This is a genomic window from Pseudomonas mediterranea CFBP 5447 (assembly GCF_000774145.1).
GTDB lineage: Bacteria > Pseudomonadota > Gammaproteobacteria > Pseudomonadales > Pseudomonadaceae > Aquipseudomonas > Aquipseudomonas mediterranea.
The window spans coordinates 125285-146422 of the sequence record NZ_KN322961.1; the positions used below are offsets into that span (position 1 = coordinate 125285).

At 61.6% G+C, this 21138-nt stretch carries 19 protein-coding genes and 2 tRNA genes; 10 read left to right on the forward strand and 11 right to left on the reverse strand.

Features of this window, described 5'->3' with window-relative positions; translation table 11 throughout:
- Positions 1-17 precede the first annotated feature (17 nt).
- The 6 genes from N005_RS01465 to N005_RS01490 all read left to right on the forward strand — a co-directional run bounded on the left by N005_RS01465 (position 18) and on the right by N005_RS01490 (position 3287).
- Positions 18-467: a hypothetical protein gene (locus tag N005_RS01465; RefSeq protein ID WP_052126344.1), complete on the forward strand. Its 450-nt coding sequence runs from the start codon at positions 18-20 to the stop codon at positions 465-467.
- Entirely contained in the window at positions 464-697 is a 234-nt protein-coding gene (locus N005_RS01470; RefSeq protein ID WP_047698752.1) for a hypothetical protein, read from the forward strand. The genes N005_RS01465 and N005_RS01470 overlap by 4 nt, the downstream gene beginning before the upstream one ends.
- Positions 698-767: 70 nt before the next feature.
- Complete coding sequence (locus N005_RS29520) at positions 768-1217, forward strand: hypothetical protein (protein ID WP_197678625.1); 450 nt, start codon at positions 768-770, stop codon at positions 1215-1217.
- A 370-nt stretch (positions 1218-1587) separates the two neighbouring features.
- Positions 1588-2004 carry a hypothetical protein gene (locus N005_RS01480; protein ID WP_047698758.1) on the forward strand — a complete coding sequence of 139 codons (417 nt, stop codon included), beginning with the start codon at positions 1588-1590 and terminating at the stop codon, positions 2002-2004.
- A 43-nt stretch (positions 2005-2047) separates the two neighbouring features.
- A complete protein-coding gene (locus N005_RS01485) occupies positions 2048-2254 on the forward strand; it encodes a DUF4224 domain-containing protein (RefSeq protein WP_047698760.1) in 207 nt (68 codons plus the stop codon).
- Between the two features lies 1 nt (position 2255).
- Positions 2256-3287, forward strand: coding sequence for a site-specific integrase (locus N005_RS01490; RefSeq protein WP_047698763.1), 1032 nt, complete (start codon positions 2256-2258; stop codon positions 3285-3287).
- A gap of 82 nt (positions 3288-3369) precedes the next feature.
- Here the strand turns inward: N005_RS01490 and N005_RS01495 are convergent.
- Positions 3370-3456: transfer RNA gene (locus tag N005_RS01495), tRNA-Leu, on the reverse strand.
- A gap of 195 nt (positions 3457-3651) precedes the next feature.
- A tRNA-Cys gene (locus N005_RS01500) sits at positions 3652-3725 on the reverse strand.
- A gap of 327 nt (positions 3726-4052) precedes the next feature.
- Between N005_RS01500 and N005_RS01505 the strand changes: the two genes are divergently transcribed.
- The 3 genes from N005_RS01505 (at position 4053) to N005_RS01515 (ending at position 6997) form a co-directional block, all read left to right on the forward strand.
- The gene (locus N005_RS01505; protein WP_052126345.1) at positions 4053-4883 is read left to right on the forward strand and encodes an SRPBCC family protein; all 831 of its coding nucleotides are present in this window, start codon (positions 4053-4055) and stop codon (positions 4881-4883) included.
- The gene (locus N005_RS01510; protein ID WP_047698764.1) at positions 4883-6055 is read left to right on the forward strand and encodes a zinc-dependent alcohol dehydrogenase; all 1173 of its coding nucleotides are present in this window, start codon (positions 4883-4885) and stop codon (positions 6053-6055) included. Before N005_RS01505 ends, N005_RS01510 begins: the two co-directional genes overlap by 1 nt.
- Positions 6056-6217: 162 nt before the next feature.
- Positions 6218-6997: a TSUP family transporter gene (locus N005_RS01515; RefSeq protein WP_047698766.1), complete on the forward strand. Its 780-nt coding sequence runs from the start codon at positions 6218-6220 to the stop codon at positions 6995-6997.
- Here the strand turns inward: N005_RS01515 and nudC are convergent.
- From nudC to N005_RS01555, 8 genes are all read right to left on the reverse strand, one after another.
- The gene (gene nudC, locus N005_RS01520; RefSeq protein WP_047698768.1) at positions 6965-7795 is read right to left on the reverse strand and encodes an NAD(+) diphosphatase; all 831 of its coding nucleotides are present in this window, start codon (positions 7793-7795) and stop codon (positions 6965-6967) included. The two genes, N005_RS01515 and nudC, sit on opposite strands and share 33 nt — an antisense overlap.
- Positions 7796-7801: 6 nt before the next feature.
- On the reverse strand, positions 7802-8614 hold the full coding sequence (locus tag N005_RS01525; protein ID WP_047698771.1) for a crotonase/enoyl-CoA hydratase family protein: 813 nt from the start codon (positions 8612-8614) through the stop codon (positions 7802-7804).
- A 272-nt stretch (positions 8615-8886) separates the two neighbouring features.
- Entirely contained in the window at positions 8887-10362 is a 1476-nt protein-coding gene (locus N005_RS01530) for an efflux transporter outer membrane subunit (RefSeq protein WP_047698772.1), read from the reverse strand.
- Positions 10359-13463, reverse strand: a complete 3105-nt coding sequence (locus N005_RS01535; protein ID WP_047698774.1) for an efflux RND transporter permease subunit — start codon at positions 13461-13463, stop codon at positions 10359-10361. Before N005_RS01535 ends, N005_RS01530 begins: the two co-directional genes overlap by 4 nt.
- Positions 13464-13566: 103 nt before the next feature.
- Positions 13567-16662, reverse strand: a complete 3096-nt coding sequence (locus tag N005_RS01540) for an MdtB/MuxB family multidrug efflux RND transporter permease subunit (protein WP_047698775.1) — start codon at positions 16660-16662, stop codon at positions 13567-13569.
- Positions 16659-17975 carry an MdtA/MuxA family multidrug efflux RND transporter periplasmic adaptor subunit gene (locus tag N005_RS01545; RefSeq protein ID WP_047698779.1) on the reverse strand — a complete coding sequence of 439 codons (1317 nt, stop codon included), beginning with the start codon at positions 17973-17975 and terminating at the stop codon, positions 16659-16661. The genes N005_RS01540 and N005_RS01545 overlap by 4 nt, the downstream gene beginning before the upstream one ends.
- 190 nt (positions 17976-18165) lie before the next feature.
- On the reverse strand, positions 18166-18666 hold the full coding sequence (gene tpx / locus N005_RS01550) for a thiol peroxidase (protein WP_047698781.1): 501 nt from the start codon (positions 18664-18666) through the stop codon (positions 18166-18168).
- A gap of 105 nt (positions 18667-18771) precedes the next feature.
- Positions 18772-19443, reverse strand: coding sequence for a DUF3313 domain-containing protein (locus tag N005_RS01555; protein ID WP_047698783.1), 672 nt, complete (start codon positions 19441-19443; stop codon positions 18772-18774).
- A gap of 241 nt (positions 19444-19684) precedes the next feature.
- On the opposite strand from N005_RS01555, the gene N005_RS01560 reads away from it, so the two are divergent.
- On the forward strand, positions 19685-20377 hold the full coding sequence (locus N005_RS01560) for an aspartate/glutamate racemase family protein (RefSeq protein ID WP_047698785.1): 693 nt from the start codon (positions 19685-19687) through the stop codon (positions 20375-20377).
- A 39-nt stretch (positions 20378-20416) separates the two neighbouring features.
- On the opposite strand, the gene N005_RS01565 is transcribed toward N005_RS01560, so the two are convergent.
- Positions 20417-20914 (reverse strand): GNAT family N-acetyltransferase, encoded by a 498-nt coding sequence (locus N005_RS01565; protein WP_047698788.1) that lies wholly within the window; start codon positions 20912-20914, stop codon positions 20417-20419.
- Positions 20915-21138: the final 224 nt, after the last annotated feature.

Sequence of the window (21138 nt, forward strand, 5' to 3'; positions counted from 1 at the left end):
GGAACAGGTATTGCCCAATGGAAAAGCAAGCCAAACAACGATGGTCACTGAATGGCGAGAGCGGATCATGGGATTACACCGCCCTGACCGATCTGATCCGCGATAACTATGGAAGCGCTGAGGACGGTACAAGCTTTGGCCCTGGACTCGGCAACGGGCTGGCCGTAGGCGACAAAATCTACCGAGCCACGGAATGCAAGGACGATCCGGCGGGCTTCCTGCCTGATGCGAACCAGATCACTGAAATCATGTGGGATAACGCTGCATCCAGCGATGCGGGCGAATGGGTAGAAGACTATCCCCTCCTGAGGGGGGAGGCATCAAGAGATCTTGAGACCGCGCTCGAGCCGCTGAAAGCCTGGGCACGCAAATTTTGCCAGCCGGACTTTTTCACAGTTAAGGACGTCGCTCAGTACACAGTCACTGCTGAAGATGTGAGGAATGTCAGCAGGCAGGTGACCCCATGACCCTCCGCCAGCGAATCACTACCTATATGAGCGGCGCAATCGACCCCCGGAATGATTGGTTCTGCACCTGGTGGTTCAAGTTTCACGTTTCGGGCGCCCGCGACACTCCTGAGATCCGCCGCGAACTGGAAAGGATGGAGCGTGACGGCCTGGTCGAGTCTGATCGAAGCCAGCGCAACAACACCAAATGGCGGCTCATCAAGCACAAGGCTGAGGGAGTGAGCCCATGATCCCCAAAGCCCTGGCCCTCAGCGCAATCCTGTGGGGCCTTCTCATCCTCTCTGCTGCATTGGGGATGTCATGAGCATTATGACCAAAGGGGTTATCGGTCAGCCCTACACGCTGGCTATGCACAGCGATTTGACCCGTCGTCAGTTCTACAGCCACGCTCAGGCGCTGCTGGCCGAACGCGACCAACTTAAGGGTTTGGTGCCTGGGTATCCGCCGCGCCCGCCGGACGGAGAAGGTCTACCACGCTACGGGCTGCGTTGGAATGGTCCCCAGCAGCCGCTGGCTGTCCCGATGAATGACGGCTACTGGACGCCATGGCACTTGGCTCATCAGCTCAAGGCCGAGAACGAGGTGCTGCGCAAGGCCATCCAGTCCATCGCCGCCCAGGTCGACGGAAATATCCGCCCAACGTTGCGCGACGGAGTCAGCGGACAGGGCCACGTTCAGGACATCTATCGATACTGCGACACCATCGAGGCGATCATCACGGGCGCGATAACCCAGGAGAGCAAGCCATGATCCTCCCCCTGCTCTACATGGCCTGGCTTGTATATAGGGGGCCGAGGCCATGAACACGGTGGATTGAAATAGTCGGGAAACCGACAGTTGCAAGCATTGACCATTGAGCCTCGACCACCAACGAGGAACACCTCATGAGTAAGTTTGCTGAATCGATAGTCGCCGCTGCCCATATCACAACCCGTCGGTCAAGAAATCAATTTTTCCGTGATTGCGACCGTTGGACCAACCGCCTTTTCAAAAAGGCTCTGATAACTCTACGCCAACGCCAAGAACAGCGACAGCAGATTGCTGAGGCATATCTAGCCACTGTGATGTAACCCATCCCTTCAACTGAAGCCTGCCGGTAAACGGCGGGCGGAGCTATGCCATGAACAAAGAAGACCTTGCCGACCGCATTAGCGGAATCGCCTACCCCTGCCGCATCCACAAGGATCTGATCCAGATCGCAAAGGACTCAGGATTGGTGATTGTCTACGGCGCCAGCGACGACCTGATGGAGTTCGAAGGCACAGCCCCGGAAGAGATCGGCTGCTACGACGGAGGAACCGCTCTGGTGGATGCCCTGGGCGTGCTACCCGACCGGGACAGCATCGATGATGACGACGAGCTGGAACAGTATTTCCAGCGGAAGGCCAAGGCCAGGCCAATCGAGGCGCTGTGGTGTAAAGAGCCGGGCTACTCCTGGACGTACAAGACCGATATCCCCCACGCCACATTCGAAGTGCTGGACGACGTCGACAAATATTGCCGGGGCATCGTCTTCTCGCTGGCCGACCTGGCCTGATCCATCAACACCTTCTGCCGCCACGCGCGGCATGGAGCATCGCATGAGCATCCAGTTTCTGTCCCATGAGGAGGTTTGCGAGCTCACCGGCGCGCGGACCAAGGCTGGCCAGATCCTCAACCTGAAAAAAAATGGCATCAGACATACGATCAAGGTCAGCGGCTGGCCCAGCGTAACGGCCCAGGCCGTGACTGCGGTAGGTATGTTCGAATCAGAAAAACCCGTATGGACGCCACGTAAGGCCAGTTGACATGGGAAGACGACCAAGCAAGCCAGGATCGATAGCGCGACTGCGCGAACGGAAAAAGGCCAGCGGCCGGGTTTACTACTATTACGACACCGGCGGCAAAGGCCGTCGGGAAATCCCGCTGGGCAGCGACTACGGGCTTGCGATTATGGAATACGCAAAGCTCGAACGCGATCGCACCGCTACAGACCTGGTATCGAAGGTCATCACGTTCCGGTATGTCGCTGAAAAATATATGGTGGATGTTGTCCCGACAAAGAGCACGGCGACCCAGGCTGATAACAAGCGTGAGCTGAAAAACCTGATCGCCTTCTTCGATGATCCACCGGCGCCGCTCGAAACAATAGAACCGCTGCACGTTCGACAGTACCTGACCTGGCGAAAATCCGCCCCGGTCCGGGCCAACCGTGAAAAAGCGCTGCTGAGCGCGATCTGGAACTACGCCAGGGACAAGGGCTATACGGCGCTGGCGAACCCCTGCGCAGGTATCAAGGGCAACAAGGAGACGGGAAGAGACACCTACGTCGAAGACGAGCTGTTCAAGCGGGTGCATGACAAGGCTGACGTAGGTCTGCAAGACGCAATGGACTTGGCCTACCTGACCGGCCAGCGCGTGACTGATACCCGATTAATGGACGAGCGGGATGTCCGCAACGGGCAGATCTGGGTAACCCAAGGGAAAACCAAAGCGAAGCGGCGCATTGAAATCAGCGGTGAACTGGAGGTATTGATTGGTCGAATCATGGCCAGAAAGGCTGGTCACAAGGTCCGCTCGACGCGGCTGATCGTTGCTGAGGATGGCTCACCGATGACGGCGGCAATGTTGCGGAGGAGATTTGATATCGCCCGGGAAGCGGCTGGGGTTTCCAAGCCTGAGTTCCAGATGCGAGATTTGCGCGCCAAGGCAGGCACGGACAAGGCGGAATCCAGCGGAGACATTATGCAGGCCAAGGATCAACTTGGGCATACGACCGTTGTCATGACAGAGCAATACATCCGCAATCGGAAAGGCAAAAAGGTATCACCAACGAAGTGAATTGCGGACCGGCATCAAAATAGCGGACCGGAAAAAATCAAGGGTTTGCATTAGCTTTCGCTTGCAAACCCTTGAATTTAAATGGTGCCCGAAGCCGGAATCGAACCGGCACGCCCTTACGAGCGGGGGATTTTAAGTCCCATGCGTCTACCAGTTTCGCCATTCGGGCGGTAGCGCGGTCAAGCCTCGTGAAGCGGCGGATCAGAGGAACCGACAGCATCGAGGCCGGTGCAGCAGAGGGACGAAATATATACATCCCGCCCCGACGAAGCAAGGTTGCCCAGGTCCTTTTCAAGACAAAAGCCTCATTACCCCATAAAGAAAAAAGCTCTGTAAATCATAGATCTACAGAGCTTTTTTATAGTGGAGGCCGAAGTCGGAATCGAACCGGCGTAGGTGGATTTGCAATCCACTGCATAACCATTTTGCTATTCGGCCTCAAAACGCCTGATGCAATCAAACCGCATCAACCGTGTACTTACCTGGTCGGAAGAAAACCGCTTGCTCAGCGCTATCTCCTTGAAAACATTGAAGTTTTTTACACCTCAACGCATTCGATGGGCGCAATTATGTACTCATTTGCCAAAGCTGACAACCCCTTGATTTCAAAAAAAAATCGTCCGGCTGGCGGCCTTTCTCTTCTCGATCCCGCAGCCATACATCCGGCAGGGAACCTCCTCATCGGAAACCCGAAACGTCGATGGAACAACCACAGGCGCGGCGGCTCATTCCTTATGTCGCCTTCGATTGATAAGGAAAACCATCATGACTGAACGTCCACCACTGGTCGCGAGCCGGGCTGCGGTGCCGAGTCCGTCGCGTCCCAATCTGGGTACACCGGAGCGTGCGGTATCGCTGCTGGCCGGCACCCTGCTGATTGCCAACGGGTTGCGCCAGGGCGGACTCAGGGGTTGGCCGCAAGTCCTGCTGGGGGCTTGTGCGACCTGGCGCGCTTACTCCGGCTCGTGCAGGGTCAAGCAAGCACTGACCCACAGCCCGTTCGAGCGGGCTTTCGAGCAGGATCGGGGTTGGGATTCAAGCAAAGTGATCTCCCGCAGCATCACGATCGGCAAACCCCGGGAGGAAGTCTTCGCGTTTTGCCGCAACCCGGCCAACCTGGGGGCCCTGGTGCCCTGGGTGGATACCATCGAGCAGACCGGCGAGCGTACCTACCGTTGGGTAGCCCATGGACCGAGGGACAAGACCTTGCACTGTGATCTCGAACAGAGTGAACCCAAGGAAGGCCGCAAGTTGCACTGGCTGGCCGCACCGGGCACCCGGTTCAAGCACGATATCCAGATGCATTTCAGCGATGCACCGACGGGCCGAGGCACGCAGATCAAGATCATCGTCGCCTGCCAGCCCTCTTTCGGGGCTGCCGGCTATGCCTTGGCCGCGGCCATTTCCAAGTTCTCGGACAAAGCCTTGCTGTACCTGCTGCGTAGCATCAAGCAACAACTGGAAACCGGCGAAGTGATTACCAACAGGATCCGGCCCCATGGCGAGAAGGATCTCCTGTTCATCCACCCGCCAAGTTCCGCCACCTCTGCATCGACCGATCCGTCATCCACGCCTCTCAATGGAGGAACTGCCTGATGCGCGCACTGACCTGGCAAGGCCCCAACAAGCTGCAAGTCGAAACCGTCGATGATCCGTCCATTCTCAGTCCCCGGGACGCCATCGTGCGGGTAACGTTGTCGTCAGTATGCGGTTCGGACCTGCACCTGCTGGGCGGCTACGTGCCAACCATGCAAGCTGGCGACATCATCGGCCATGAGTTCATGGGCGAGGTGGTGGAAACCGGTTCGGCCATTACACAACTCAAGAAAGGCGACCGGGTCGTTACCGTGTCGATCCTCGGTTGCGGTGCATGCGAGCACTGCCAGCGCGCGGATTTTTCCTGCTGCGACAACTCCAATCCCAATCCCAGTGCCACGGACATCGCCTACGGTCAGCCGGCGTGCGGCATCATCGGCTACAGCCACGCCTTTGGCGGTTTTGCCGGCAGTCATGCCACTTACATCCGCGTGCCCTTCGCCGATGTCAACCTGTTCACCATCCCCGAAGGCGTCAGCGATGAACAGGCGGTATTCGTCTCTGACGCGGTGCCTACCGGTTTTTTTGCGGCCGACAACGCCAATATCCAACCCGGTGACACCGTAGCTGTCTGGGGTTGCGGCGGCGTCGGCTTGATGGCGATTTCCAGCGCCTACCTGCTGGGGGCCGAGCGGGTGATCGCCATCGACCGCTTCCCCGACCGCTTGCGCCTGGCCGAGGAAAAGGCCGGTGCGATTGCCCTCAACTACGAAACCACCGACGTGCATGCCGCCCTGCTGGAGCTGACCGGCGGCCGCGGTCCGGATCGCTGCATCGACTGCGTGGGCATGGAAGCCCACGGCACCGAGGTCGATTATTACTACGACAAGACCAAGCAGATGATGCGCCTGCACACCGAGCGCGGGACGGTGCTGCGCCAGTCGATCCGAGCCTGTCGCAAGGGCGGCACGGTATCGGTGGTCGGGGTGTATGGCGGCCTGCTGGACAAGTTTCCGATGGGCGCCATCGTCAATAAGTCCCTGACCCTGCGCTCAGGGCAACAACCGGGACAGCGCTATGTGACGCGACTGTTCGACTACATCCGGAACGGCCAGCTAGACCCGTCCTACCTGCTGACTCATCCCATGGGGCTGGAACAGTCGGTCGAGGGTTATGCGATGTTCAAGGATAAACGCGAAAACTGTTTACGCGCAGTGTTTCGGCCAGAGTGATCAAGCTATGACGAGGGGGCAGCTACACAGCCCAAGAAGAGCAAGCTCCCTCGCCAACGACTGCCCGACGCCCTCACACCAGAGTCGCAGCCCAGAGCCATTATGGGTAACATACCGGCCTTCCCCGCAGCCCTTCTGCGACCTGCCGAATAAGCCTTTCCCATGCCTTTTGAACTCAGCGTTGACCTCACCACCCTCGCCATTCTGACCGTTGTCGCGTTCCTGGCCGGTTTCATCGATGCCATCGCTGGTGGCGGTGGCTTGCTGACCACCCCGGCGCTGCTGACCGCCGGCCTGCCGCCTCACCTGGTCCTGGGAACCAACAAGCTCAGCGCGACCTTCGGCTCGGCTACGGCCAGCTTCACCTTCTACAAGCGCAAGCTGTTCGATCCGAGGCAGTGGACCCATGCGTTGGTCGGCACGCTGGTCGGTGCCTTGAGCGGTGCCATCGTCGCCCATTACCTGCCGGCCGAATGGCTGAACAAGATGCTGCCGGTGATCGTCTTCGCCTGTGGCCTGTACCTGTTGTTCGGCGGTACGCCGAAGGCGCCGCTGGACAGCGACGCGCCGATCAAGAAGACCTGGCAATCACCCCAGGGTTTTGCCCTGGGTTTCTATGACGGCGTGGCCGGCCCCGGCACGGGCGCGTTCTGGACCGTCAGCAGCCTGCTGCTCTACCCCATCGACCTGGTCAAGGCCAGCGGCGTGGCCCGCAGCATGAACTTCGTCAGCAACATCGCGGCGCTGGTGGTGTTCATGTTCTCGGGGCAAGTGGACTGGATCATCGGCCTGTGCATGGGCCTCTCGGTGATGATCGGCGCGTTCTTCGGTGCCCGCACCGCCATCAGTGGCGGAGCGAAGTTCATCCGGCCGGTGTTCATCACCGTGGTGCTGGGCCTGACCGTGCGCCTAGCCTGGCAGCACTGGTTCAACGTGGCCTAAGCGCCGCGCCACATAAAGGTCGATCAGGTAACGCGCGATGGAGCGCGAAGCCGGCAACGGTGGCAAGTCGTGGACGCTGAACCACTGGGCGTCCTCGATTTCATCCTCCTGACACACGATGTCGCCCCCGGCGTATTCGGCGTGGAAGCCCAGCATCATCGAATGCGGGAACGGCCAGCACTGGCTGCCCATGTACTGGATGTTCTTCACTTCGATGCTGACTTCCTCGCGCACTTCGCGAACCAGGCAATCCTCGGCCGACTCACCCGGTTCGGCAAACCCGGCCAGGGTGCTATAGACCCCAGTGACGAAGCGGGGCGAACGGGCCAGCAGGACTTCATCGCCGCGGGTGATCAGCACGATCATGCTCGGCGAAAGCCGCGGGTAGTGCCGCAGGTCGCAGACATCGCAATACATCGCCCGCTCCAGCGGAATCTGGCTCATGCACTTGCCACAACTGCCGCAAAACCGGTGCTCACGGGCCCAAGTGCCGATCTGCGCCGCATAGCCCAGCACTTTGAACAGGGTGTGATCGTCCTCGAGCATGAAGGCCCGCAGGCCTTTCCAGTTGCAACCGGGAATGTCCTGCGAGGCGTGCAACTCCAGCAGGTAGACCGCCTCGCCATCCAGGTGGCCGATGCCATGTTCGGCGAGGACCGGCAGGTCCTGGCGCTTGAGCCATTGGCGGGGAAACAGCGCGCCGTTGTCATCGAACAGGAAGCCCTCCGGGCTGCGGGCCACGGCCCAGCCGCCGGGAAGATCGGTGTCGAGTACTGCGGTGGTCCAGCGTGAAATCATGGTCAGTCAATCCAGAAATTCGGGTTTCTGTTTGCTCATATGGGCGGTCATGGCCACGCGCAAGTCGGCCGATTGCAACATGGCGGCGTTCCAGGTAGCGACGTATTCCAGCCCGTCGTCGATGCGGTGGTCGCGCATGTAGCTGATCATTTCCTTGGTGCCGGCGATCGCGATCGGCGACTTGGCGGCGATTTCCCGGGCAATGCCCATGACGCCGTCGAGCAGGCTGGCGGTGTCGCTGTAGACGCGATTGACCAGGCCGATACTGCGCGCTTCATCGGCACCGAATGTGCGCCCCGTATAAGCGAGTTCACGCAGCATGCCGTCCCCGATGATCCGGGGCAAGCGTTGCAATGTGCCAACATCGGCGGCCATGCCGATATCGATTTCCTTGATGGAGAACTGGGCGTCTTCGGCGGCGTAGCGCATGTCGCAGGCGCTGATCAGGTCGATGGCGCCGCCCAGGCAATAGCCCTGGACCGCCGCGAGCACCGGCTTGCGGCAGTTGTCCACGGCGTTGAACGAGGCTTGCAGCTCCAGGATCTTGCGCCGCAGCAGGCGGGCATTGCGGCCGACGTCCTTGCCCAGCTCATTGGCCACGCCGGCCAGCATCATCAGGTCGATGCCTGAGGAAAAATGCTTGCCGGCACCACTCAGGACCACGACCCGCACTTCGTCGGTATCGTCGATCCACTGGAATATCTCGACGATCTCGCTCCAGAACGCGGCGTTCATCGCATTGATCTTGTCCGGGCGATTGATCTGCACATGGGCGATGTTGTCTGCAAGTTCAACGTTGAACGCTTGGTATTGCGACATGGCAGTGATCCTTTACCGGCTGAAGAAGAGGCTTGAACTATAACAAGCGATTGCGACAGGTCGTAGGCAGTGCATCGGCCAAAAGCAGGACTTGCTGCATGATTGAAAACGATGGGCAGTCACTGGGCCATGGAACTTGAATCTGTGGGAGCAAAGCTTGCTCGCGATGGGGTCGGCAGCCTCAACATCCTGGGAGGCTGGTCCACAGCTATCGCGAGCAAGCTTTGCTCCCACAGTTGTTCTCCAGAACTATCTCCCACTGCGATCTTTGATCACTCGTCCGTCTCCACCTGCCCATCCCAGCCCCCGCCCAACGCCGCGATCAACTGCACGCTGGCGATCAACCGGCTCTGCTGCAGGCTCAGCACACTACGCTCGTTGCTCAGGGCGGTGGCCTGGACGGTCACCACGTCGAGGTAGGCAATCAGCCCGGCCTTGTACTGGTTCTGGGTCAGGCGCAAGGATTCGCGCGCGGCGTCGAGGGCTTCCTGGCGCACGCGGGCTTCATCTTCCAGCACCTTGAGCTGGATCATGTAGTTTTCCACCTCGCGGAACCCGTCGAGCACGGTCTGGCGATAGGTGGCGACGGTTTGGTCGTAGGCCGCGACGCTGCGGTCGACTTCCGCCGAACGCTGGCCGCCGTCGAACAGCGTCATGGCCAGTTGCGGCCCCACCGACCAGAAGCGATTCGGCACGCTGATCCAGTTGTCGTAGGTACTGCTGCTGTAGCCGCCACTCAGGCTCAGGGTCAGGTCCGGGTAATACGCCGCCTTGGCCACGCCGATATTGGCGTTGGCGGCCATCACCGAGCGCTCCGCCGAGGCGATGTCCGGACGGCGTTCGAGCAGTTGCGACGGCAGCGCCACCGGGATTTGTGGCAACGACGGGATAGCCTGGGTTTCCGCCAGGCTGAACTCGGCCGGAGGCAAGCCCATCAGCACGGCGATGGCGTTTTCGAACTGGGCCCGTTGCCAGATCAAATCGATCAGGTCGCCCTGGGTGGTCTTGAGCTGGTTTTGCGCCTGGGCCACTGCGTCCTTGCCGGACACCCCGGCGCGGTACTGGTTTTCGGTCATCTTCAGCGAACGCTGATAGTTCTCCAGGGTGGCCTGCAGCAGACGTTTCTGTTCGTCGATCACCCGCAATTGCAGGTAATTCTGCACCAGCTCCGATTGCTGGCTCAGGCGCATGGCGGCCAGGTCGGCGAAACTGGCCTGGGCGCTGGCCTCATTGGCCTCCAGGGTGCGCCGCAGCTTGCCCCAGACGTCGGCTTCCCAACTGACCCCGGCCTGGGCGCTGTAGGTGTCGCGGATACCGCTGGCCGAACTGCTCAGGCTTGAACTGCTGCTACCGGTGCCCTGGCTGGAGCGGTTCTTGCCGACGGTCAGGTCCACCGAGGGGAAAAACGCCCCCCGGGCACTGCGCGCCAAGGCCTGGGCCTGACGGTACTGGGCTTCGGCCTGGGCCACGGTCTGGTTGGACGTGTTGAGCTTTTCCACCAGGCCATTGAGCTGCGCGTCCCCGTACAGCTCCCACCAGGCACCACGGGCCAGGGCGTCGCTGGGATTGGCCTGACGCCAACCCTGGGCTTCCTTGTACTGCGCCGGCGCGGCGGCCTGCGGACGTTGGTAATCCGGGCCGATGGCGCAGGCGCTGAGCATCGCCACGCACAGCACCAGGCTCAGCGCCCGCGAGCCACGGGCGGTCGCCAGCGGCGCGACAAGATTGAAGAACGAACGGTCGGTCATAGCGGAGTTTCCAGGGCAGCATCGGTGCGCACGCCACGCCAGCGGTTGAAGCGATGGCGCAGCTTGTCGAGATAGAGGTAAACCACCGGCGTGGTGTAGAGCGTCAGAACCTGGCTGAACACCAGCCCGCCGATGATGGTCAGGCCCAATGGCTGGCGCATCTCCGAACCTTCGGCGCCGCCGATCAGCAGGGGCACGGCACCGAGGATGGCCGCCAGGGTGGTCATCAGGATCGGCCGCAAGCGCAGCAGGCAGGCGCTGCGGATCGACTCCAGCGGTGCCTGCCCACCCCGCTCCAGTTGCAAGGCCAGGTCGATCATCAGGATCGCGTTCTTCTTCACCACGCCAATCAGCAGGAACAGTCCCAGCAGGGAAATCAGGCTGAACTCCCCGCCCAGCACATAGATCGACAGCAGCGCGCCGACCCCGGCCGACGGCAAGGTGGACAGGATGGTCAGCGGATGAATGTAGCTTTCGTACAGCACACCCAGCACCAGGTACACCGCCAGCAATGCCCCGAGGATCATGAACGGCTGGCTCTTCTGGGTCGCCGCGAAGGCGTCGGCGGTGCCGGCCATTTTCACGATCACATCCTCGGGCATGCCGAGCTTGGCAATGGTCCGTTCGATGGCGGTGGTGCCCTGCTCTACCGTCACCCCCTCAGCCATGTCGAAGGAGATGCTCTCGGAAGCGAACTGACCTTCATGGCTGACCCGGTCGTCCTCCAGGCTGTTCTCATAATGGGCGATGGCCGACAGCGGCACCCGCGCACCGTCGGCGGTGATCACTTGCACCTGCTCCAGAGTATTGGGGTCGCGGGCGTATTTGGGATTGACCTCCATCACCACCTGATACTGGTTCAGGCTGTCGTAGATGGTCGAGATCTGGCGCTGGCTGTAGGCGTTGTTCAGCACGGCGGTGACCATGTCCATGTCGATACCCAGGCGCTTGGCCTGGTCGCGGTCCACCACCAGCGTCACCTGCTGCGCCCCGCCACCGTCACGGGCATCGATGGCGGTCAGCTCCGGCAAAGTCCTGAACGCTGCCACGAGCTTGGGATACCACTCACGCAGGGACGCCAGGTCGGCACTTTGCAGGATGTAGGAATATTGCGAGGTGGTCTGCTCGCGGCCGCCACCGAATTGCAGGTCCTGATCAGCCATCAACATCAATTGGGCGCCAGGCACCTTGGGCATTTCCTTGCGCAGGCGCTCGATGACTTTCTGCGCGGAAAGGCTGCGTTCCTTGATTGGTTTGAGGCGCACCAGCATGAACGCGTTGTTGGTGCCGTTGTTGCCGCCAATGAAGCCCGCCACGCTCTGCACCGCGTCGTCCTTGAGCACGGCACGGCGGAAGATCTCCATCTTCGGCTGCATCACATTGAACGACAGGCCGTCGTCGCCGCGCACGAAACCGATCAACTGACCGGTGTCCTGCTGTGGCATGAAGGTCTTCGGCACCACTACATATAACGCGACATTGACCCCGATGGTCACCAACAGGCTCAGCAAGGTCAGGCGTCGATGACGCAACACCCAGTCCAGGCTGGTGGCATAACCGCGAACCATCCACTCATTGATACGCCGGCTCTCCCGTTGCAGACGGTTTTCCTGGCCTGGCTCATGGGGCTTGAGCCAGCGCGAGCAGAGCATCGGCGTGAGCGTCAGGGACACCAGCAGCGAGACCACGATGGCCGCCGCCAGGGTAATGGAGAATTCGCGGAACAGGCTCTCGATGATGCCGCCCATGAACAGGATCGACAGGAACACCGCCACCAGCGAAGCGTTCATCGACAACAGGGTAAAGCCCACCTCCTTGGCACCGAGGTACGCGGCCTTCATCGGCGGTACACCTTCATCGATATGCCGGGAAATGTTCTCCAGCACGACGATGGCGTCATCCACCACCAATCCCGTGGCAAGGATCAATGCCATCAGCGACAGGTTGTTCAGGGAAAACCCGTAGAGGTACATCACGGCGAACGTGCCCACCAGCGACACCGGTACCGCCAGGGTCGGGATCAGCGAAGCGCGGAAGTTGCCGAGGAACAGGAACACCACCAGTACCACCAGGGCCACGGCAATCAGCAAAGTCATTTCCGCTTCGTGCAAGGTCGCCTTGATCACCGGGGAACGGTCCATCGCCAGGTTGAGCTTGACGCTGGCCGGCAGCACCGCTTGCAACGCCGGCAGTTGCGCCTTGATTTCGTTGACCGTCTCGATGATGTTGGCGCCGGCCTGGCGATTGATCACCAGCAGCACCGCGGCATCGTTATTGAAGAAGCCGCTGTTGTAACGATCCTCGACGCTGTCGGCGACCTTCGCCACGTCCTTGAGGCGCAGTACCGAGCCATCCTGGTAACGGATGATCAGCGTTTCGTAGTCCTTGGCCTTCTCCAACTGGTCGTTGGCCTGGACCTGCCACATGCGCCGGTCGTCCTCGACCGAACCCTTGGGCCGGCGCACGTTGCTGTTGGCGATCGCCTTGCGCACGTCATCCAGGGCCACGCCGTACTGGTTGAGCAATTGCGGTTCCAGTTCGATGCGCACCGCCGGCAACGAACTGCCACCGATCTGCACTTCGCCGACACCCGACACCTGGGACAGGCTCTGGGACAGGATGGTGGACGCCAGGTCGTAGAGCTGGCCTTTCTCCAATACGTCCGAGGTCAGCGACAGCACCATGACCGGCGCCTGGGACGGGTTGACCTTCTTGTAGGTCGGCATGCTGCGCATACCGCTGGGCAACAGGTTGCGCGAGGCGTTGATGGCCGCTTGCACTTCCCGCGCGGCACCGTTGATGTCGCGGTCCAGGTCGAATTGCAGGATCACCCGGGTCGAGCCCTGGCTGGAGCGGCTGCTCATGGTGTTGACCCCGGCGATGGCACCGAAGGACCGCTCGAGGGGCGTCGCCACCGTCGAAGCCATCACCTCCGGGCTGGCCCCCGGCAAGTTGGCCTGGACCACGATCACCGGAAAATCCATCTGCGGCAACGGCGAAACCGGCAACAGGCCGAAGCACACACCGCCGAGCAGCATGATGGCGAAGCTCAGCAGCATGGTGGCGACGGGACGCTTGATGAAGGGACCGGAGAGGTTCATGGGGGGCAGCTCCAAGCAGCAAGCTTCAAGCTGCAAGCTAAAGGCATGCGCCGCCCTTGCTCTTCTCTTGCAGCTTGCAGCTTGCCGCTTGCAGCTCGCGCCGTCATACCGACACCTCTTTGGTGTCGGTTCGAGTAAACCGCCGTCCCAATCGATCGAACGCCAGGTAGATAACAGGCGTGGTGAAGAGCGTCAGCACCTGGCTCACCAGCAACCCGCCCACCATCACCAGCCCCAGGGGCTGGCGCAGTTCCGCGCCGGAGCCGGTGGCGAGCATCAAAGGTACCGCGCCGAACAGGGCCGCCAGGGTCGTCATCAGGATCGGCCGGAAACGCAGCAACGCAGCCTGATAGATCGCCGTCTGTGGATCGACACCCTGGTTGCGCTCGGCATCGAGGGCGAAGTCGATCATCATGATCGCGTTCTTCTTGACGATGCCGATCAGCAGGATGATGCCGATGATCGCGATCATGCCCAGGTCGTTGCCGCTGAGGATCAACGCCAGCAAGGCGCCGATGGCCGCCGAGGGCAAGGTCGAGAGGATCGTGATCGGGTGGATGTAGCTCTCGTACAGCACGCCGAGCACGATGTACATGGTCACCACCGCCGCCAGAATCAGCAGCAAGGTGCTCGACAGCGAAGCCTGGAAAGCCTGGGCCGCGCCCTGGAACTCGGTCTGCACGCCCACCGGCATGCCGATATCGTGCTGGACCTTCTCGATCACCTCCACCCCATGCCCGAGGGCCACGCCCGGCGCGAGGTTGAAGGACATCATCACTGCCGGGAACTGGCCGATGTGGGCAATCGCCAACTGGGCCTGACGCTCCTCGACCCGGGCCAGGCTCGACAGCCGCACCTGCCCGCCATCGGTGGTCTTGACGTAAATCTGATCCAGGGCCTGGGGACCAATCCTCTCCCCGGACTGGGCCTGAAGCACCACCCGGTACTGGCTGGCCTGGGTGTAGATGGTGGAAATCTGCCGCTGGCCAAAGGCGTCATACAGCGCATCGGTGATGTTCGACACCGACACGCCCAGGCGTGAAGCAGCGTCGCGATCGATCACCAGGTAGACCTGGAGTCCCTTGTCCTGCAGGTCGCTGGCGACGTCGGTCAGTTCCGGCTGGTGGGCCAGGGCCTCCACCAGGCGGCCGCTCCACAGGGTGAGCAATTCGGCGTCCGGCGACGACAGGCTGAACTGATACTGGGTGCGACTGACCCGGTCCTCGATGGTCAGGTCCTGCACCGGTTGCATGAACAGGCGGATACCCACCAGGCGATCCAGTTGCGGCTGCAGGCGGGCGATGATTTCGCTGGCACTGTCATCCCGTTCGCTGTGGGGCTTGAGGTTGATCAGCAGGCGGCCGCTGTTGAGGGTGGCGTTGTCGCCGTCCACGCCGATGTACGAAGACAGGCTCTCCACCGCCGGGTCGGCGAGGATCACCTTGGCCAGTGCTTGCTGGCGTTCGCTCATCGCGGCGAAGGAAATCGACTGCGGCGCCTCGGAAATGCCCTGGATCACCCCGGTGTCCTGCACCGGGAAGAACCCCTTGGGCACGGCCAGGTACAACACCACCGTGAGCACGAGGCTGCCGACCGCCACCAGCAGGGTCAGCGGCTGATGCCTGAGTACCCATTGCAACTTGCGACCATAGGCGGCGATCAGCCAATCGATCCACGCCCCGCTGGCGCGGTAAAAACGCCCCTGTTCATCCGCCTTCGGCTCACGCTTGAGCAAGCGCGCGCACATCATCGGCGTCAGGGTCAGGGACACCACCAGGGAAATCAGGATCGCAACGGCCAGGGTGATGGCGAACTCACGGAACAACCGCCCCACCACATCAGCCATGAACAACAGCGGGATCAACACGGCAATCAGCGACAGCGTCAGGGAGATCAGCGTGAAGCCGATCTGCTTCGCGCCCTTGAGCGCGGCCTGCAACGGGCTGTCGCCTTCCTCGATGAAACGGGCGATGTTCTCCAGCATGACGATGGCATCGTCCACCACGAAACCGGTGGCAATGGTCAGGGCCATCAACGTCAGGTTGTTGATGGAGAACCCCGCCAGGTACATCACGCCGAACGTACCGATCAGCGACAGCGGCACGGCCACCGACGGGATGATCGTGGCGCTGAAACGGCGCAGGAACAGGAACGTCACCATGACCACCAGGGCGATGGCGATCAGCAGTTCATGCTGCACGTCGGTGACCGAAGCACGGATGGTCTGGGTGCGGTCGGTGAGCACGGTGACGTCCAGGCCGGCCGGCAGGTTGTCGGTAATGCTCGGCAACAGCGCCTTGATCCGGTCCACCACTTCAATGACGTTGGCCCCCGGTTGGCGCTGGATGTTCAGCAGTACGGCCTGGTTCTCGTTGGCCCAGGCGGCCAGGCGCTCGTTCTCGGCGCCATCGACGATCTGCGCCACGTCCTTGAGCCGCAATGGTGCGCCGTTGGCGTAGGCCAGGATCAGCTCGGCGTAGTCCTTGGGCGAGGTCAACTGATCGTTGGCATCGAGCATCGACACCCGGGTCTCGCCGTCGAAATTGCCCTTGGGCTGGTTGACGTTGGAAGCGCCGATCAGGGTACGCACGTCCGCCAGATTGAGGCCGTTGGCCGCCAGGGCTTCGGGGTTGACCTTGATCCGTACCGCCTGGCGCTGACCGCCGGCGACGGTGACCATGCCGACGCCGCTGATCTGGGCAATCTTCTGCGCCATGCGCGTATCGACCAGATCGTTGAGCTTGGGCAGCAGCATGGTCTTGGAGGTGATCGCCAGGGTCAGCACCGGGGTGTCGGCCGGGTTGACCTTGTTGTACACCGGCGGCGCCGGCAGGTCGGTCGGCAACAGGTTGGTGGCCGCGTTGATCGCCGCCTGCACCTGCTGCTCCGCGACGTCCATGTTGATCTCGAGGTTGAAGCGCAGGGTAATCACCGAGGCGCCACCGGAGCTGGTGGAGGCCATCTGGGTCAGGCCGGGCATCTGCCCGAACTGCCGCTCCAGGGGCGCGGTCACGGCGCTGGTCATCACGTCGGGGCTGGCGCCGGGGTACAGGGTCATGACGCGGATGGTCGGATAGTCGACCTGAGGCAAGGCCGACACCGGCAGCAGCCGATAGGCGATCAGGCCGGCCAGGACAATGGCCAGCATGCTCAGGGTGGTGGCCACCGGACGCAGGATGAACAGCCGCGAGAGGTTCATGCGCTGCCCTTTTTCGCCTTGTCGGCCCCGGTCGGTTCAGCCGGGGCTGCCGCAGGCTTGCCCTGCAAGTGTTCGGTCGGCGTGGTCGGCACCTCCTGGCTGTCGTTGACCACTTCCACCTCGCTGCCTTCCTTCAGGCGGTCGGTGCCTTCGAGCACCACCCGGTCGCCGGCGGCCAGGCCTTCGGTGACCACTGTATGCTCGCCGTCGCTGGCGCCAATCTTGAGCGGCTTGATGGTGACTTTCTTGTCGCCTTCCAGGGCGTAGACGAAGGTGCCGTTGGTGCCGAACTGAATGGCGGCGGTCGGCACCAGGACCACCCCCTTGAGCGTGTCGGCCAATAGGCGCACGTTGACGAACTGATTGGGGAACAGCGATTGCTCGCGGTTCTCGTAGCGGGCCTTGAACTTCAGGGTGCCGGTGGTGATGTCGATCTGGTTGTCCAGGCTTTGCAACACGCCACTGGCCTGGAGTTTCACATCGCCACGGTCCCAGGCTTCGACGGGCAGCTTCGCGCCGCTGCGGTAGCGGGCGAGCACTGTATCGAGGTTGTTTTCCGGCAGGGTGAACACGACGTTGATGGGCTGGGTCTGGGTGATGACCGCCAGGGCCGTACTGTCGTTGGCCGCCACCAGGTTGCCGATGTCCAGTTGCCGCAAGCCGACGCGCCCGGAGATCGGCGCACGGATCCTGGTGAACTCCAGGTTGAGCCTGGCGTCGTTGACTGCCGCCTGGTTGGTCTTGACCGTGCCCTGATACTGCCCCACCAGCGCGGCCGCGGTGTCGAGGGTTTGCTTGGCAATGCTGTCCTCGGCATACAGGCCGCGATAGCGTTCAAGATCGACCTGGGCGTTTTTCAACTGGGCCTGGTTCTGCAGCAACGTCCCCTCTGCCTGCAGCAAGGCATTCTGATAAGGACGCGGATCGATCTCGGCCAGCAGGTCCCCGGCCTTCACCATCTGCCCTTCCTCGAAGGCGATCTTGACCAGCTCGCCGCCGACCCGGCTGCGCACGTTGATGGTATTGAGCGCCGTGACCGTTCCCAACGCTTTGTAATACAACGGGAAATCCCCGGTGACGGCGGCAGCCACCCGAACCGGGATCGGCCCCGTCGCACCGCCAAACCCGGGCCGCATGCCGCCCGAACGCCCCATGTGCCCAGCGGCGGCCTTCTGCCCGGTGGTGGACTTGTGATCCGCGCCGGAGGGCCAGAATTTCCAGGCCAGCACCGCGACGACCAGCACGATGAACAGGCTCAACAGCCAGCGACGGGAATTGCGGGGAGCAGAGGATTGCATGGAGTGATCAACCATTGGGCGCGTGGGCATCTTTTATGGAAGGCTGAACGATAAGCACTGGCGGGTATTTAGCAAAGCGCCTTTACCGGCAATTTACCTTGGGCTTACGTATCGCGTGGCAGGCTAAGCGTTTGAAGTACAAAAGAAAACGGCCTGGACAGGTCCAGGCCGTTAACAATTGTAATAAATACTCCGATCAGAGCACTTATTTCAGGACAGCGAGCGCGGCGTCGTAGTTCGGCTCTTCGGCGATTTCCTTGACCAGTTCGCTGTGCAGCACGGTGTCGTTTTCGTCCAGCACGACCACGGCGCGAGCGGTCAGGCCTTTCAGCGGGCCGTCGGCAATGGCCACGCCGTAGTTCTGGATGAACTCGGCACCACGCAGAGTGGACAGGTTCTGAACGTTCTCCAGGCCTTCGGCGCCGCAGAAACGCGCCTGGGCGAACGGCAGGTCAGCGGAGATGCACAGCACCACGGTGTTGCTCAGCTCGTTGGCCTGGGCATTGAACTTGCGCACGGACGTGGCGCAGGTCGGGGTGTCCACGCTTGGGAAAATATTCAGCACCTTGCGCTTGCCGGCGAAATCCTTCAGGGAAACGTCCGACAGATTGCCGGCAACCAGGGAAAAGGCTGGCGCCTTGGAACCGGCTTGCGGCAACTGGCCATTGACTTGAACCGGGTTGCCTTTGAGGGTGACTTGAGCCATGAGCGAATTCCTTCTGACATGTTTGAAAAAGGTCGAGGCCGGAGTTAACCATGAAATGCCGCCGCGACCTATGGCTGGACATAAAAAGTCATCGCTTGGGTATCGCTACTTGCCCTTGAGCTTCAGGAGCGACTGATGCAGGTCTACCGCCCACCCGTCGATGACGCCTTTGACATCATCCGGTTTCATGACCTGGGAGTCGTTGGACAATGGCTTGCCCGTGCCCTTGCGTACCACCTGGGCGACCACCGCGTTGTTACCACCGTCGAGGAACACCGCCTCGGTGCCTAACGTGGTTTCCTGGTCGCGAATACCGCTGGCGGTACTGACTGCGGCCGCCACCAGCGCAATCGGCACCACCTCATAAGGCTTCAGGCCCTCGGTCTTGCTGCCAACGGCGGTGATGGCCGCACGCATCACCAATACGCCCGGGCCTGGAGCGGTCGCCAGGGGCAAGGACTTGCCTGCTTCTCGCCTGAGGGCCTGGTCGTAATACGCAGTGATGCCGGACAAGGTGGCCTGGGGAATCTTCACGGTCGGCTGCGGCTTGGGGTACAGCTGCGTCGGCTCGATATAGAGGTGGGTGTATTTGCCCGGATCGATCTGCGGATCGACCCAACGCATCACCTCGGCTCTCGAAGGTGATTTTTCTTCCTTGAGCCGGCTGTAATCCCCCAGGAACCCGGAGTACTCATCCGGCTGAGTGACTTTGCTGGAGCACCCCGCCAAGGCGAGCGAGACGATGCATGCGGTGCCGATCGTTGACGCGAGTTTCATGCTGTCACTCCTGTAAGCCACATGAGACGGGCCGGGACTACAGGTATAGCCAATGGATCGAATACGCGCCTGCTCAGGTTTATCCGTCGCTCTCGGGATAGCGCCGGCATGCCCCAATACCATGACACCTGGCGCAAAGATGAGCGTTACAGTTGATCTTCCTCTGGCATCCGCTTCTGAACAATTGGAGACTCCAGGCAGGCCTGTCCTGTCGACACAGGCCATTGCCCGAGGACATCCAATGCGCACCATCGGCCTTATCGGCGGCATGAGCTGGGAATCCAGCGCCGAATATTATCGCTTGATCAACCAGCAGGTACGGGACCGGTTCGGGCCGTTGCGCTCGGCACAATTGCTGATGCACAGCGTGGATTTCGGCCCCGTGGAGCAGGCCCAGCACGCCGGGCGCTGGGACGATGCCGCCGCCATCCTGGTGGATGCCGCGCAACGCCTCCAGGCCGGCGGTGCCGAGTGCGTGGTGCTGTGTACCAACACCATGCACAAGGTGGCGGCGCAGATCCAGTCGGCCATTTCGATTCCATTCCTGCACATCGCCGACCCCACCGGCCAGGCCGCCCTCGACGGGGGGACCGTGACGGTCGGCCTGTTGGGCACGGCGTTCACCATGGAGCAGGATTTTCTCAAGGAGCGGCTGAGTGCCCAGGGGCTGACCGTGCTGGTACCCGACGCAGAAGAACGCCAGGCGGTGCACCGCATCATCTATGACGAACTCTGCGTGGGCGTGATCAACCCGGCATCGCGCCAGGTCTACCAGCAGGTCATCGAATCCCTGACCCGCCGTGGTGCCGAGGCGATCATCCTGGGCTGCACGGAAATCGGCCTGCTGATCAAACCCGAGCACAGCGCCCTGCCCCTGCTCGACACTACCTACCTGCATGCGCGAGCAGCGGTGGCGTTTGCCTTGGAAGACTGATCGGCAGGCCCTGAGGAGCGCGGCCTTGCTACAACCTGCTCAACGGAGCCGCGCCATGGCCAGGGTGTCGACCCAGCGCCCGTCACGCACGGCATAGTCACGCATCAGGCCTTCGGTCTCGAAGCCGAATTTACGGTACAGCCCGACAGCGGCTTCGTTGTCGGCGTATACCGTCAGTTCCACCCGACGCAGGTTCATCCAGTTGTCCGCCACCTCCAACGCGGCGGCCAGCAGCATCGAGCCCACGCCCTTGCCTTGCCAGGCGACGGCAACGCCCATGCCGAGGCTGCCGCAGTGGGCACGACGGACACGCGAGTACTGCTCCAGCCCCAGGTTGCCAATGACCGTGCCCTGATGCAGCGCGACCAGTTTCACATGGCGCTCATCATCCATTGCCAGACGCTTGCGCCACACCTCGGTGGACTGGAACGGCATCTGTAGCACCTGACGGGTAACGGCGGGGTCGTTGTAAAGCGCGGTGACTGCGTCGAGATGGGCTTCAGTGAAACGGGCAATGGTGATCGTGGGCTCTGACATACGGCTCCTTCCTGGAAGCGTGACATGGCCTTCGACTATAAACCGACGCTCATCCGGTAGCGAATGTACGGGCGCCTTCGCGGGCAAGCCCGCTCCCACACTGGACCTGGATGTACGCAGTTTTTGCATACACCCCCAGACCCTGTGGGAGCGAGCCTGCTCGCGATAGCGGTGAGTCAGATTACGGGGATGTTGGATGTGCAACCGTCATCGCGAGCAGGCTC

What these genes read in the sequence shown, in the direction of transcription:
- nudC (WP_047698768.1), bottom strand. Translation starts at nt 7,795, where the DNA reads ATGATTTCACGCTGGACCACCGCAGTACTCGACACCGATCTTCCCGGC.
- N005_RS01530 (WP_047698772.1), bottom strand. Translation starts at nt 10,362, where the DNA reads ATGACCGACCGTTCGTTCTTCAATCTTGTCGCGCCGCTGGCGACCGCC.
- N005_RS01555 (WP_047698783.1), bottom strand. Translation starts at nt 19,443, where the DNA reads ATGAAACTCGCGTCAACGATCGGCACCGCATGCATCGTCTCGCTCGCC.
- N005_RS01465 (WP_052126344.1), top strand. Translation starts at nt 18, where the DNA reads ATGGAAAAGCAAGCCAAACAACGATGGTCACTGAATGGCGAGAGCGGA.
- N005_RS01525 (WP_047698771.1), bottom strand. Translation starts at nt 8,614, where the DNA reads ATGTCGCAATACCAAGCGTTCAACGTTGAACTTGCAGACAACATCGCC.
- N005_RS01510 (WP_047698764.1), top strand. Translation starts at nt 4,883, where the DNA reads ATGCGCGCACTGACCTGGCAAGGCCCCAACAAGCTGCAAGTCGAAACC.
- N005_RS01535 (WP_047698774.1), bottom strand. Translation starts at nt 13,463, where the DNA reads ATGAACCTCTCCGGTCCCTTCATCAAGCGTCCCGTCGCCACCATGCTG.
- N005_RS01540 (WP_047698775.1), bottom strand. Translation starts at nt 16,662, where the DNA reads ATGAACCTCTCGCGGCTGTTCATCCTGCGTCCGGTGGCCACCACCCTG.
- N005_RS01545 (WP_047698779.1), bottom strand. Translation starts at nt 17,975, where the DNA reads ATGGTTGATCACTCCATGCAATCCTCTGCTCCCCGCAATTCCCGTCGC.
- N005_RS01480 (WP_047698758.1), top strand. Translation starts at nt 1,588, where the DNA reads ATGAACAAAGAAGACCTTGCCGACCGCATTAGCGGAATCGCCTACCCC.
- N005_RS29520 (WP_197678625.1), top strand. Translation starts at nt 768, where the DNA reads ATGAGCATTATGACCAAAGGGGTTATCGGTCAGCCCTACACGCTGGCT.
- N005_RS01485 (WP_047698760.1), top strand. Translation starts at nt 2,048, where the DNA reads ATGAGCATCCAGTTTCTGTCCCATGAGGAGGTTTGCGAGCTCACCGGC.
- N005_RS01470 (WP_047698752.1), top strand. Translation starts at nt 464, where the DNA reads ATGACCCTCCGCCAGCGAATCACTACCTATATGAGCGGCGCAATCGAC.
- N005_RS01565 (WP_047698788.1), bottom strand. Translation starts at nt 20,914, where the DNA reads ATGTCAGAGCCCACGATCACCATTGCCCGTTTCACTGAAGCCCATCTC.
- N005_RS01515 (WP_047698766.1), top strand. Translation starts at nt 6,218, where the DNA reads ATGCCTTTTGAACTCAGCGTTGACCTCACCACCCTCGCCATTCTGACC.
- N005_RS01560 (WP_047698785.1), top strand. Translation starts at nt 19,685, where the DNA reads ATGCGCACCATCGGCCTTATCGGCGGCATGAGCTGGGAATCCAGCGCC.
- tpx (WP_047698781.1), bottom strand. Translation starts at nt 18,666, where the DNA reads ATGGCTCAAGTCACCCTCAAAGGCAACCCGGTTCAAGTCAATGGCCAG.
- N005_RS01490 (WP_047698763.1), top strand. Translation starts at nt 2,256, where the DNA reads ATGGGAAGACGACCAAGCAAGCCAGGATCGATAGCGCGACTGCGCGAA.
- N005_RS01505 (WP_052126345.1), top strand. Translation starts at nt 4,053, where the DNA reads ATGACTGAACGTCCACCACTGGTCGCGAGCCGGGCTGCGGTGCCGAGT.